The following is a 13446-nucleotide window of genomic DNA, read 5'->3' on the forward strand; positions in this document are numbered from 1 at the left end:
CACCTCGCCCCCCCCCCCCCCCCCCCCCAAGCCGGTCGCGCAGAACCAGCACATCGGCGTCCAGTCCAACGTCCCGCACTTCGCGGGCGAGGAGGGACTGCTGCGCCGCCGCGCCCTCTCGATGGCGATCAACCGGGAACAGATCTGCGAGAAGATCTTTCACGGCACCCGCATCCCGGCGCGCGACTTCACCGCGAGCACGCTGCCCGGCTTCGACGGCAACCTGCCCGGTTCGGAGGTGCTGAAGTACAACCCCGAGGAGGCCAAGCGGTTGTGGGCGCGGGCCGACGCCATTTCGCCGTGGTCGGGGCGCTACGAGGTCGCCTACAACTCCGACGGCGGCCATCAGGCATGGGTGGAGGCGGTGGCCAACAGCGTCAAGAACACCCTCGGCATCGACGCCATCGCGGTGCCGTACCCGACCTTCAAGAACATCCGCGACGAGGTGAACGCCGAAACCATCCGCAAGTCCTTCCGTTACGGCTGGCAGGGCGACTATCCGACGATGCTGCAGTTCCTCACCTCGCAGTACTACAGCTACTCCGAGACCAACAACGTCAACTACGACAACCCCGAATTCGACCGGCTGCTCGACGCCGCGCTCGCCGCGCCGACCCAGGAGGAGTCCTACCGGATCATCGCCCAGGCGCAGGCCCTGCTGATCAGGGACATGGCCGACATCCCGGTGCTGGACTACGTGGCGGCGGCGGGCCATTCGGATCGGGTCCGCAACGCCCACCTGGCCTGGAACGGCCTGTTCGATTTCGAGGGCATCGAGAAGTAGACGCCCGGGGAGCCGGGCCGACGGCGAAAGTCGGTCCGGCTCGGTACTTTCCGGAGGAAATATGGCTTGGTATGTCGTGCGGCGCCTGCTCCAGATGATCCCCGTGTTCCTCGGCGCGACGCTGCTCATCTACGCGATGGTCTTCCTCATCCCCGGCGATCCGATCAAGGCGCTGGCCGGTGAGAAGCCGCTCACCCCTGCCGTCGAGGCCCAGCTGCGGGCCAGATATCACCTCGACGAGCCGTTCATCACGCAGTACCTGTTCTATCTGAAAGGCATCCTGACCTTCGATTTCGGCACCGCGTACTCCGGTCGTCCGGTCCGCGACGAGCTGGCGAGGGCCTTCCCGATCACGATCAAGCTCTCCGTCATGGCGGTGTTCATCGAAGGCGTGTTCGGCATCGTGTTCGGCCTGATCGCCGGTCTGCGCAAGGGCAAGCTGTTCGATTCGACGATGTTGGTGGCCAGCCTGGTGATCATCGCCGTGCCGGTGTTCGTCGTCGGTTATGTCGCGCAGTTCCTGTTCGGCGTGAAGTGGGGCATCGCGCCGACGACCGTCAGTGCGAAGGCGAGTTTCACGGAACTGCTGCTGCCCGCGTTCGTGCTCGGCTCGCTCTCGTTCGCCTATGTGCTGCGGCTGACGCGAAATTCCGTGGCGGAGAACATGTCCGCCGACTACGTGCGCACCGCGACCGCCAAAGGGCTGAGCAGACGTCGCGTGGTGACCATGCACATCCTGCGCAATTCGATGATCCCGGTGGTGACCTTCCTCGGCGCCGATCTCGGCGCGCTGATCGGCGGGGCGATCGTCACCGAGGGCATCTTCAACATCCCCGGCGTCGGCGGCACCCTGTACCAGGCGATCCAGCGGGTGGAGCCGCCGACGGTCGTCTCGTTCGTCACGGTGCTCGTGGTGATCTTCCTGCTGGCCAACCTGATCGTGGATTTGCTCTACGCCGCACTCGACCCGAGGATCCGCTATGCCTGAGCTGGAGAAGGACGCGAGCAGCGACATCAGGCCCGGTCAGGAGTACTACGTCGCGCCGCGGGACGAGGTGGAGGTGCTCGCCACCGACCGCGTCGACACGTCGGGCGAGCCGGCCAGCATCTGGGGCGACGCCTGGCGGCAGCTGCGGCGCAACCCGATCTTCCTGGTCGCCGTGCTGTTGATCGTGGCGGTGACGGTGGTGGTGCTGTGGCCGGGACTGTTCACCGATCAGGACCCGCGCCACTGCCTCGGCGACGACATCATGGCGCCCCCGCGCCCGGGACATCCCTTCGGCTTCGACCGGCAGGGCTGCGACGTCTACACCAGGACCATCTACGGCGCGCGGGCCTCCGTGCTGGTCGGGCTGAGCGCGGCGGCGCTGTTCGTGCTGATCGGCGGCACGCTCGGCGCGGCGGCCGGGTTCTTCGGCGGAGTGCTGGACGAGATCGTCTCGCGCATCGCGGAGATCTTCTACGCCATCCCGATGATGCTCGCCGCGATCGTCCTGTTGCAGATGCTGCGGCCCGCGACCATGTGGAACGTCGTCCTGGTGCTCGCCTCGTTCACCTGGCCGCAGGCGGCCCGCATCGCGCGCGGCGCGGTCATCGAGGCCAAGAACAGCGAATACGTCACGGCGGCAAAGGCGTTGGGCGTCTCCAGGACGGGAACACTGGTCCGGCACGTGCTGCCGAACGCGGCGGGCCCGCTCATCGTGGTCTCCACCATCTGGCTGGGCGTCTTCATCGTCACCGAGGCGACGCTGTCGTATCTCGGTGTGGGGCTGCCGCCCGACATCGTGTCCTGGGGTGGCGACATCGCCAGGGCCAAGAACGATCTGCGCACCTCGGCGATCCTGTTCTATCCCGCCGCCGCGCTCGCCATCACCGTGCTGAGCTTCATCATGCTCGGCGACGCGGTGCGCGACGCGCTCGACCCGAAGGCAAGGAAGAGGTGAGCGTCGCGATGACGGACCGTCCGCTGCTCGAAATCCGTGATCTCGATGTCTGTTTCAGCTCCGAGGGCAGGCAGGTGCCCGCGGTGCGCAACGTCGGTCTCACCGTGTACCCGGGCCAGACCGTCGCGATCGTCGGTGAGTCGGGTTCCGGGAAGACCACCACGGCGCACGCCGTCATCGACTTGCTGCCCGGCACCGGCCGGATCACCGCGGGGTCGATCGTGTTCGACGGCAAGGACCTCACCAACGCGTCGAAGAAGGAGATCCTCGCGGTGCGCGGGCGCGGCATCGGGCTGGTGCCGCAGGACCCGATGTCCAACCTGAATCCAGTGTGGAAGGTCGGGTTCCAGGTGCGGGAGACATTGGAGGCCAACGGAATCGCCAAAGGATCCGAGGCGCGCCGGCGGGCCGTCGAGTTGCTCGAGGAAGCGGGCATGTCGGATGCGGCGCGGCGGGTGAATCAGTACCCGCACGAATTCTCCGGCGGCATGCGGCAGCGGGCGCTGATCGCGATCGGGTTGTCGTGCCGTCCGAAACTGTTGATCGCCGATGAGCCGACCTCGGCGCTGGACGTCACCGTGCAGCGTCAGATCCTCGATCACCTCGACGGATTGACCGGGGAGCTCGGCACCGCCGTCCTGCTCATCACCCACGATCTCGGCCTGGCCGCCGAACGGGCCGAGCACTTGGTGGTGATGTACCGGGGGCAGGTGGTGGAATCCGGTCCCGCACTGCGCATTCTGCGCGATCCCCAGCACGCCTACACCAAGAAGCTGGTGAACTCGGCGCCTTCGCTCGCCTCGCAGCGGCTCTCCGCGGTGCGCAAGCGGATCGAGATTCGCGAGCAGGCCGAGCAGGTCGCCGAGGCCGAATCGGCCGCGCCCGATGTGGTGGTCGCCGAGCGGCTCACCAAGGTGTTCCCGATCCGCGGCGGCGCGCCGTGGAGGAAGTCGTCGGAGCTGCGTGCGGTCGACGACGTGTCGTTCCGGCTGCGCCGCGGCACCACCACCGCCATCGTCGGCGAATCCGGGTCGGGCAAGTCGACCGTCGCGCAGATGGTGCTCGGCCTGCTCGCGCCGACCTCGGGCGCCGTCACCTTCGACGGACGCGACGTGACCACGTTGGATCGCGCGGGCGCCTTCGCCTTCCGCCGCCGGGTGCAGCCGATCTTCCAGGACCCGTACGGCTCGCTCGACCCCATGTACTCGATCTTCCGCACGATCGAGGAGCCGCTGCGTGTCCACCGGATCGGCACGCCGAAGGAGCGCGCCGCGGTGGTGCGTGACCTGCTGGACAAGGTGTCGCTGCCCGCCTCGGTGCAACGGCGCTATCCGAACGAGCTGTCCGGCGGCCAGCGTCAGCGGGTCGCGATCGCGCGGGCCCTCGCGCTGTCGCCCGAGGTGGTGGTCTGCGACGAGGCGGTGTCCGCGCTCGACGTGCTCGTGCAGGCGCAGATTCTGAATCTGCTCAACGATCTGCAAGCCGCGCTGGGGCTTTCCTATCTCTTCATCTCGCACGACCTGGCCGTGGTGCGCCAGATCGCGGACGACGTGCTGGTCATGCAGCAGGGCCGGGTCGTCGAGGCGGCGAGCGCCGAGCAGGTGTTCGACCACCCGCGCGAGGACTACACGCGCCGGCTGCTCGACGCGATCCCGGGGCGGGATCTGCTGGCGGGGTGAGGTGGCCGCGCAAGTAGCCTCGTATCCCGTGACCGATCCGCTGCAGCCCCTCGTCGACCTGCCCGGCGTGCGCGACGCCGCCGACCGCGCCCGCGATGCACTGGCCGCGGTGCACCGGCACAAAGCGAACCGGCGCGGCTGGCCGACCACCGCGGCCGAGGCGGCGGTGCGCGCGGCGCGGTCCTCCGCGGCCATCGACGGCGGCAGCACCGACCTGCCCGCCGACGGCCGGGTGGAGGATCCGATCCTGGCGGGCTCGCTGCGCGTGGGGCAGGCGCTGGACGGCGATGCCCTGCGCAACCTCGCGGGCACCTGGCAGCGCGCGCCGCTCCAGGCCCTGGCTCGGTTGCACCTGCTGGCGGCCGCCGACCTGGTGACCGACGAGCAGCTGCTCGGGCGGCCGCGCGCCGACGCGGGCGTCGCCGAGCGGCTGGATCTGCTGGTGCAGACCGTGTTGACCACCAAGGCGCCCGCGCCGGTCGTCGCGGCGGTGGTGCACGGCGAGCTACTGGCGTTGCGACCGTTCGGCACGGCGGACGGGATCGTCGCGCGTGCGGCATCGCGGTTGGTGTCGGTGGCAAGGGGCCTGGACCCACACAGCCTGGGGGTGCCCGAGGTGTTCTGGCTGCGGCGCAAGCAGGCGTACGAGGCCGCGGCCGCGGAATTCGGGACCGGCAGGCCCGAGGCGGTCGGCGGATGGGTGATCCTGTGCTGCGGTGCGCTGGAGGACGGCGCCAGGGAGGCGACGTCGATCGCCGACGCGGCGTCGGGATAGCGACTCGGCGGACGTCTCGACCTTCCCCGCACATCAAAGCGGGCGGCGTTGTCGTTGACGACCTCACCGCCCGCTAGCACGGACTACCGGGTTACCAAGCGTGCTAGGTGGGTTGTGTTCTGCGGCCTCGGCGACTATTCGAACTCCGCCGGTTCATCCCCGCAACCTGTGCGAGGCCTTCGCCGTCGACAATTCGAATCTCGCAGGCCCACAACGCTTCTGCCCTTGTCGCGGCGTGCTCCGCGTGGGTGCCTGGTGTCCGTGCTGGGAAGGGTGGGATGGGAGACTGAACCTTCTCTTCCGGCTCCGCCTTGGCCTTCCGTCCTTCCGTGACTCATTTCTACCACTGTGAGCGGGCTCACTCAAGGGTCGAGAAAACAATGAAAAATCGGCGTGTTTGTCGGCGTTTCGTGCTTGAATGCCTGGTCGCGAACCCCTCGGAGCCGGGCTGTCGAACCCCCGGCGAGCCATCGGCTACCCCTGTTGAACAGTGCGGCGGCGCGCAGCCGGGTCCACAGTCAATGATCAGCGGCGGCGCCGCAGCAGGCGATAACTGATCGCTCCGGCCAGCACCGCGCTGAGTCCTACGGCCGCGGTCGCGGCAAGGGTGGTCGACGAGGGCGACTGGAATCGCGCCCACAGCGAGACCGGGTTGGAGAAGGCGAGGATCGGCCAGCCGCGGGCAGTCGCCTCGCGGCGGAGATTGCGATCGGGGTTCACCGCCGTCGGGTGGCCGACGGCGCTCAGCATCGGCAGATCGGTCGCCGAATCGGAATAGGCATAGCAGCGCGAAAGGTCGTAACCCTCTGCGGCGGCGAGCTTTTCGATGGCCTCGACCTTGCCGTCGCCGTAGCAGTAGAACTCGACCTCGCCGGTGTACTTGCCGTCCTCGACGACCATCCTGGTGGCCGCGGTGCGCGAGGCGCCGAGCACCTCGGCGATGGGGCCGACCATCTCCTCGCCGGACGCCGAGACGATCACCACGTCGTGGCCCCGAATCTTGTGATCGGCAATGAGATCGGCGGCCTCCGCGTAGATCAGCGGGTCGACCAGCTCGTGAAGTGTCTCGGCGACAATGGATTTCACCTGCTCGACGTCCCAGCCCGCGCACATCTTGGTCAGATGTTCACGCATCCGCTCCATCTGGTCGTGGTCGGCGCCCGACAGCAGGAAGAGAAAGTGCGCGTAGCTGCTCTCCAGCACGGTCCTGCGGTTGAGCAGACCCTGAGCGAAGAACGGCTTGCTGAAGACGAAGGCGCTCGATTTCGCGATCACCGTCTTGTCGAGATCGAAGAACGCGGCCACGCGCCCGCGCCTGGTCGGGGCGCTGTCCGCTGTCGTCGCGGCGCCCGCCTGATGGTCCGGATCCGTTGTCTGGTCGTCCTCGGCCGTCACCCGTTCAGAATATGCACACCGTGCAAATGCCGGTGGGCGGGTCGGGTCACCGGGGGCGGCCACGAGTTTGCTCGAGAGACGCCGGAGCGGCGGTGACGGCAAAGTTCTTCGATGACGGACTTGCGTGCGTGCCGGGGATTGGGTGTAGTATTGCTGGCACCTGGACATGGTCCAGGCGCGTTCAGCCCGACCCCCCGGGGCTGAACCCGACGGCCCCAGCCTCCTCCCCCCCCGGCTGGGGCCGTCCTCTATTTCGGGGACGAATTCCCCTTCTTCGTCGGTCCGACGGTTGTCCACAGCGTCGGAGTTATCCACATTCGGCATCTCGGGTCTTCTGGCGAGCCTTCGCGTGCACCACGCTGACCTGCATGGATAACGACGTCGCGCAGACAGTCTCGATCTCGCCCGCGCTCGTGCTCATCCGGGATGTCCGGTTACGAGACGAGGTCCGCCGGGTCGCCGCGGCCGCGGAGCGCCTGCTCGACGAACGCGAGCCGCCGGTGGGCAGGCATGCCTGGTCAGGGGCGCCCATGGTGATCCTCGACACAGTCACGGCGGGTGAGTGCGCGGCAGCCGGTTACCCGCGGCGGGGCGGCGTCGTTCTGGTGACCGATGGGGAGCCCGGACTACCCGGTTGGCAGGCCGCGGCGGCGGTCGGCGCCGAGCGCGTCATCGCGCTGCCGGGGGCCGCGGTGGGGCTTATCGAGAAGTTTGCTGAGCACGGCGAGCGGCGCGCATCCGACGGTGTCGTGGTGGCTGTCGCCGGTGCGAGCGGTGGCGCGGGAGCCTCGGTTCTCGCCGCTGCCACCGCCCTGCGCGCCGCCGCCGAAGGGTTCCGTCGCGACACCGTGCTCGTCGACGGAGCACCCCTCGGCGGCGGCCTCGACCTGCTGTTGGGCATAGAGACGGGTATGGGGCTGCGCTGGCCGGACCTGGTCGTCGAGGACGGCAGGATCGCGGCGACGGCGTTGCACGACGCGCTGCCGAAGGCGTCGCCGGGGCTGTCCGTGCTGTCCTGCGGCCGCGGCGGTGCCGGTCGATTGCCGGGCGCTATCGGGGCGGGCGCGGCGCGCGCGGTGATCGAAGCAGGCCGTGCCGCAGGCGATCTCGTGATCTGCGACGTGTCCGGTGAGCGCGGCGCGCACGCGGAACAGATGCTCGAAAGCGCGGATCTGGTGGTGCTGGTCGTGCAGGCCACGCTGCGGGCGGTGGCCGCGGCGGAGTCCGTCGCGGCGTACATCGGCAGGCGAAATCCCAACCAGGGCTTGGTGCTCCGCGGTCCGGCGCCGGGCGGGCTGCGCGGAGCCGAGGTGGCCGAGGTCCTCGACCTCCCGCTGCTGGCGGCCGTCCGAGCCGAAGGGGGCTTGGCGGCCCGCCTGGAGCGCGGCGGGCTCGCCACTCCGCGGCGTGGACCGCTCAAGGACGCGGCCGATGCGGTGCTCGCGGTGCTCGGCGCGCCTGCCGTGCGGAGCGAACCGTGAACGCGCTGGTGACGGCCGAGCTCCTGGATCGCGTGCGGGAGCGACTGGCGGGTGAACCGGGCGATCCCGACCCGGCGGCCGTCGCGGCGGCCATTCGCGCCGAAGCGGGCGGCGTCCTCGGTGACACCGACCTGCTGCGCGCGCTGCGGCTGTTGCAGACCGAGATGACCGGCGCGGGGGTGCTCGAGCCACTGCTGCACGATCCTCGGGTCGCGGATGTCCTTGTGACGGCGCCCGACGCGGTATGGATCGACCGCGGGCACGGGCTGGAGAGGACCCCGGTCACGTTCCCGGACGAGGCGGCGGTGCGCAGGCTCGCCCAGCGGTTGGCGCTTGCGGCGGGGCGCAGGCTCGACGACGCCCAGCCGTGGGTGGACGGACGACTGGCCGGAACCGAAGCGGCGCTCGGTGATTCGTTCGGCGTTCGGCTGCACGCGGTGCTCGCGCCGATCGCACAGGGCGGCACATGTCTGTCGCTGCGAGTGCTGCGCCCCGCCACCCAGGGGTTGGGCGCGCTGGCGGCGGCGGGCGCGGTGCCGCCGGACGCGAAAACCCTGCTGGAGCGCGTCATCCGGGCTCGGCTCGCGTTCCTGGTGGTCGGCGGCACCGGGGCTGGGAAGACGACCCTCTTGTCCGCGCTGCTCGCCGAAGTCGATGCCCGCGAGCGGATCGTGTGCGTCGAAGACGCGGCCGAACTCGCGCCGCCGCACCCGCACGTGGTGCGGCTCGTGGCGCGCACGGCGAACGTCGAGGGCGTCGGAGCGGTGACGGTGCGCGATCTGGTGCGGCAGGCGCTGCGCATGCGTCCGGACCGGATCGTGGTCGGCGAGGTCCGCGGCGCCGAAGTCGTCGATCTGCTGACCGCGCTGAACACCGGGCACGACGGCGGCGCGGGCACGGTCCACGCGAACTCCCCGCGGGAAGTCCCCGCCAGGCTGGAAGCGCTCGCCGCGCTCGGCGGCATGGACAGCGCGGCGCTGCACAGCCAACTGGCCGCCGCGGTGCAGGTGGTGCTGCACGTGCATCGCCGGGCGGACGGCTCGCGCGGTCTGCGGGAGATCGGGGTGCTCGACCGTGACGCGAGCGGCAGGGTGCGCATCGTCGCGGCTTGGCGCGCCGACGATGCGCCGATTCCGGGTGCGGCCGGGCTGGCGGCCCTGCTGGCGGAACGGATTGGTCGATGAGCGCGGCGATGGTGTGCTTGGCGCTCGCGGTGCTGGTGGTGCCCGAGACGGGTCCGCGCCGACGAATGCGAGGTCTTTTCGCGCGGGGTCGTGCGCGAAAGCCGGACTACAGCAATGTTGTTCGCGTCGCGGTGTGTTCGACGCTTGCGTCAACCCTGGCGATGGGCATCGGTGTTTTCCTCGCCGCGGCGATGCTGGCGGGCACCGTAGGGCTGCGCCGGCGACGGGCTCACGCCGACCGCCGTCGCACCGAAGCATGCGCCCATCTCCTCGACGCCTTGGAAGCGGTCATCGGCGAATTGCGCGTCGGCGCACACCCGAGTGCGGCCGCGGACGTCGCCGCCAGCGAATCACGCGGTGTGGCGGCTCGCGCTTTCGCCGTCAGCGCCGCGCGCGGCAAGCTGGGCGGTTCCGCCGCAGATGGTCTGCGTGACCCGCACGTGGTCATCAGCGCCGAGCTCGCTCGCATCGCCGACGCGTGGCTTATCGCGGAGCGCCACGGCCTGGCCCTCGCCGAACTCTTGACGGCCGCCCGCGCAGACCTGGTGGGTCGCATCCGTTTTCGCGCACGCGCTACCGCCGCCCTCGCGGGCGCTCGCGCCACCGCCACGGTCCTGTCCACCCTCCCGCTGCTCGGCTTGATCCTGGGCCAGCTCATGGGCGCCGACCCGCTGCGGGTCCTCTTCGCCTCCTCGGCGGGAAGCCTGCTGCTTCCACTCGGGGTGGCGCTGGCCTGCACCGGGCTGCTGTGGAGCGATGCGATCACGCGAAAGGCGCTGGTGTGAACGGGCGCGGTGCGGTGTGCGTCGAGCAGTCGCCGGGCGTGCCGGAGGTGGGCGGGAGCCGGATGCCTCGTGCCGAACCTCGGCGGAGATTCGGCGGGCTGTGCGTAGCGATCGGGTATGTCGTCTCGGCGTTCCTTGTGCTTGCCTCGTCGGCGTCGGCCGCCATGGCTTCGACGGAGCGCGGGCGCGCTGCACCTCGTCGGGTTATTGGCTCGGCGCGTGTGCCGGACTCGGTGGCGGGCCGGGATGCGGTGTCGGCGTGTTTTGGCGAATTCGGCTGGGCAGAAAGGGATTCGGATGGCGATCGAGGCCGGTGTCGCAACGTTGGCGGTGGCGGGGGCTTTCGCGCTGTGGCCGGGGCGCGTCGGCGTCGGTCGGAGGCTGCGGGTGCTGGGGCGGACCGGGGAGGGAAAGGAGCCGAAGCCGGACAAGCCGGGCGCTGCGAATCCGCTCGATATCGCGTCGGTGTTCGATCTGCTCGCCGCGTGTCTGCGAGCGGGTCTGCCGATGGCGAGTGCGGCGCGCGTGGTGGCTGCCGGCGCACCGCAGGCGGTGGGCATGGCATTGCGCACGGCCGCGGACCTGCTTGCGCTCGGCGCGGAGCCGGGCTCGGCCTGGGAGCGTGCGGCGCGGGATGCGGAGGGCCGACCGGGAGCTGCCGAGATCGATTCGCTGGCGCGGATGGCCCGACGCTCGGCGCGATCCGGCGCTTCGCTGGCGGTCGCCGTCGGAGAACTCGCCGACCAGCACCGCCGCGCGGTCGAGGATGCGGCAGCGGCTCGCGCGGAACGCGCGGGCGTGCTGATCGGCGGTCCGCTGGGGCTGTGCTTTCTGCCCGCGTTCCTGTGCTTGGGCATCGTGCCCGTGGTGATCGGTCTGGCGGGCCGTGTTCTCGAAGGCGGTCTCCTGTGAACGAGGACCTCCTCGCGAGTCGCGCTCGACGGCAACAGGCTTGCCCGCGCGGATCGGCCGCGCGGGCCGAAGGGAAAGGGGAAGCAGGTGCGAATCGAAGAACCGGCGGATCGTCCGCGGCGACGAGCCGACGGCCCGCTGCTGTCCGAACGGTTGGCTCGCGCCCACGCGGCCGTGTGGGATGCGACGACCGAAGTGGTTCGTGCGCTGCGTGGTTCCGCGGAGGAGGCAGCGGGCCCACGGAGGCGCTCGATCCCACGGGTCGCCCGGGTGGTCGGTATCCGAGTGGCCCGGATGCATGTGAAGTTGCGCAGGAAGGCGGCGCGGCGCGGGATGGCTACCGCAGGCGCGAGCGGATTATCGGCGGCGATGGCGTTTCGGAGCGGGAAGGTGAGGTGACACGGAGTGGTGACAGCGGGCGGAAACACAGCGTTGGCGGCGATGACGCTGCTGGGTCGGACAGTGCGGCGGCGCGAGATGGGGGCGCTACACGGGAAGGTAAATGCAGGCGGGAACCGGGTACACGCTGTGAAGCCGACACCCGGTGGGATCGCGAGTCCTGTCGGCGGGCTGGCGTGCACGACCGGGCAAGACCCGGAACACAACCCAGCCGGCCCGGCGAGAAACACAGCGGCCGAGGCAGATTCGTGGTTTCGGTACCGCACCCTCGGTGGCCGAGCACGGACGGCCATTGCTCAACTCCAGCTCCGCACGGTGCGGGCAGCCGTCGACGACGACGGCATGAGCACAGCGGAATATGCCATCGGGACTATTGCGGCAGCGGCATTTGGTGCGGTGCTGTACGGGGTGGTGACCGGCGATTCGATCGTGGACGCGTTGACGAAGATCATCGATCGCGCCTTGAACACCACGGTGTAGCGGCGGGGGTGGCCCGACGACGTGCCGGTGCTCGTCCGCTCGCGGATGATCGCGGGGTCGTCGCGGCGAGGACCGGACAGTGTGTTTGTGCCCATTCCCTTGCGGACGACGGCGGTGCCACCACGGTGGGGAACGGGCGGTGTGTGGGTGCCTGTTCGCTTGTGGGCGATGGCAGGGCGATCGCGGTGGGGAGCGGGCGGTGTGTTGGCGCCCGTTCGCTCGCGACCGATGGCGGTGCCATGACGGCGCGGAGGGGTCGGTGTGTGAGTGCCTGTTCGCTCGTTGGCTATGGCGGGGCGATGGTGGCCGAGACCGGACGACGTCTTGACGGCCGTCTGATCGCGGCCGATGGCGGGACCGTCGCGGTGGGTACTGGGCGATGTGTCGTTGCCTGTGCGGTCGCGGCGGAGAGTGGGGCCGTCGCGGCCAAGGGAGGACGACGTGTCGGTGCTCGTCCGCTCGGGGCCGATGGTGGGTCCGTCGCGGCGAGGACCGGACAGTGTGTTTGTGCTCGTTCCCTCGTGGCCGATGGCGGGGCCACCACGGTGGGGAATGGACGATGTGTCGATGGCCGTCCGCTCGCGATGAATGGCAGGACCGTCACGGTGGGGGCTGGGCGATGTGTCGTTGCGCGTGCGGTTGCAGCGGAGAGTGGGACCGTCGCGGCCAGAGGCGGACGAGGTGTAGGTGCTCGTCCGCTCGCGGATGATCGCGGGGCCGTCACGGTCGAGGCGGCGATCGCGCTCGGTTCCCTCGTCGTTGCGGTGATGGTCTGCCTCGGAGCCCTGCTCGCGGCGTCGACGCAGGTCCGCTGCGTCGACGCCGCCCGTGAGGCGGCACGCCTTGCGGCGCGCGGCGACGAAGCCAACGCGGTCGCCACGGCTCGTCGCGTCGCCCCGCCGAACGCCGCCGTCTCGCTCCGCACGGAGGGCGAGCACGTGGTCGTGGTGGTCTCGGCGCGGACAGCGCTCTTACCCCTCGAGTTACGGGCCGAGGCCGTGGCGGCGCTGGAGCTGGGGGTGGCGCGGTGAGCGGGAGACCCGCCCGCAGCGCTACGGCGAGCAGCCCGACGTGGCTCTTGTCGCTTCGCAGGACAGGGAGAGCATCGGCGAGCTCAGCGAAAGTGTCGCGGCTTTCCTGTGTGCACCGTCCCTCACCGCTCGGCGTGCGTCGACCGCCATCCGACGCGCCTTTGTGCTGTCGGGTGGCGGTGGGCGTGCGTCGGCCCGGGACGGTATTGGTCTGCCGGTCAGCGGTTGGTGAGCGTCGACCTGGGGCGGTGTTGGTCTCTCGGTCAGCGGTGAGTGTATGTCGGCCTAGCGCGGTGTTGGGCTGCTGGTCATCGGTCGGTGTGTGTTGGCCGGGGGCGGTGTTGGGCTGTAGGCCAACGGTCGGAGTGCGTCGACCGCGACCCGACATGCCGCTGTGCTGCCGGTCAGCGGTGGGCGTGTGTCGGCCTGATGCGATGTTGGGCTGTTGGTCGTCTGTTGGTGTGCGTGGGCCTGGGGCGGTGTTGGTCTGTCGGTCAGCGTCTGGCGTGTGTCGGCCTGATGCGATGTTGGGCTGTTGGTCGTCTGTTGGTGTGCGTGGGCCTGGTGCGGTGTTGGTCTGGCGGTCAGCGTCTGGCGT

The 13446-nt window shown here is 70.0% G+C and carries 12 protein-coding genes; 11 read left to right on the forward strand and 1 reads right to left on the reverse strand.

Translation table 11 applies throughout. The features are described 5' to 3' along the window. The 5 genes from ACRWNM_RS36265 to ACRWNM_RS36285 form a co-directional block, all read left to right on the forward strand. Positions 1-784 (forward strand): peptide ABC transporter substrate-binding protein (locus ACRWNM_RS36265; RefSeq protein WP_431972686.1); only part of this gene is annotated, 784 nt, incomplete at its 5' end. A gap of 61 nt (positions 785-845) precedes the next feature. Then, positions 846-1772, forward strand: a complete 927-nt coding sequence (locus ACRWNM_RS36270) for an ABC transporter permease (RefSeq protein ID WP_431972687.1) — start codon at positions 846-848, stop codon at positions 1770-1772. Then, positions 1765-2727, forward strand: a complete 963-nt coding sequence (locus ACRWNM_RS36275; protein ID WP_431972688.1) for an ABC transporter permease — start codon at positions 1765-1767, stop codon at positions 2725-2727. Before ACRWNM_RS36270 ends, ACRWNM_RS36275 begins: the two co-directional genes overlap by 8 nt. Positions 2728-2735: 8 nt before the next feature. Beyond that, positions 2736-4406 (forward strand): dipeptide ABC transporter ATP-binding protein, encoded by a 1671-nt coding sequence (locus tag ACRWNM_RS36280; protein WP_431972689.1) that lies wholly within the window; start codon positions 2736-2738, stop codon positions 4404-4406. Positions 4407-4434: 28 nt separating this feature from the next. Next, complete coding sequence (locus ACRWNM_RS36285; RefSeq protein ID WP_431972690.1) at positions 4435-5181, forward strand: oxidoreductase; 747 nt, start codon at positions 4435-4437, stop codon at positions 5179-5181. A 525-nt stretch (positions 5182-5706) separates the two neighbouring features. Here the strand turns inward: ACRWNM_RS36285 and ACRWNM_RS36290 are convergent. Beyond that, positions 5707-6576 (reverse strand): HAD family hydrolase, encoded by an 870-nt coding sequence (locus ACRWNM_RS36290; RefSeq protein WP_431972691.1) that lies wholly within the window; start codon positions 6574-6576, stop codon positions 5707-5709. Positions 6577-6944: 368 nt separating this feature from the next. Here ACRWNM_RS36290 and ssd point away from each other — a divergent pair, with 368 nt between their 5' ends. From ssd to ACRWNM_RS36320, 6 genes are all read left to right on the forward strand, one after another. Beyond that, positions 6945-8057 carry a septum site-determining protein Ssd gene (gene ssd / locus ACRWNM_RS36295; RefSeq protein ID WP_431972692.1) on the forward strand — a complete coding sequence of 371 codons (1113 nt, stop codon included), beginning with the start codon at positions 6945-6947 and terminating at the stop codon, positions 8055-8057. Continuing rightward, positions 8054-9241 (forward strand): TadA family conjugal transfer-associated ATPase, encoded by a 1188-nt coding sequence (locus ACRWNM_RS36300; RefSeq protein WP_431972693.1) that lies wholly within the window; start codon positions 8054-8056, stop codon positions 9239-9241. The genes ssd and ACRWNM_RS36300 overlap by 4 nt, the downstream gene beginning before the upstream one ends. Further along, positions 9238-10026, forward strand: coding sequence for a type II secretion system F family protein (locus ACRWNM_RS36305; protein WP_431972694.1), 789 nt, complete (start codon positions 9238-9240; stop codon positions 10024-10026). The genes ACRWNM_RS36300 and ACRWNM_RS36305 overlap by 4 nt, the downstream gene beginning before the upstream one ends. Positions 10027-10323: 297 nt before the next feature. Then, positions 10324-10938, forward strand: a complete 615-nt coding sequence (locus ACRWNM_RS36310) for a type II secretion system F family protein (protein WP_431972695.1) — start codon at positions 10324-10326, stop codon at positions 10936-10938. Between the two features lie 690 nt (positions 10939-11628). After that, the gene (locus tag ACRWNM_RS36315; RefSeq protein ID WP_431972696.1) at positions 11629-11817 is read left to right on the forward strand and encodes a DUF4244 domain-containing protein; all 189 of its coding nucleotides are present in this window, start codon (positions 11629-11631) and stop codon (positions 11815-11817) included. 737 nt (positions 11818-12554) lie between these two features. Next, a complete protein-coding gene (locus ACRWNM_RS36320; protein ID WP_431972697.1) occupies positions 12555-12848 on the forward strand; it encodes a TadE family type IV pilus minor pilin in 294 nt (97 codons plus the stop codon). Positions 12849-13446: the final 598 nt, after the last annotated feature.

Origin of the sequence: Nocardia sp. bgisy134 (assembly GCF_965341865.1) — a bacterium.
In the GTDB taxonomy this organism is placed as follows: Bacteria; Actinomycetota; Actinomycetes; order Mycobacteriales; family Mycobacteriaceae; genus Nocardia.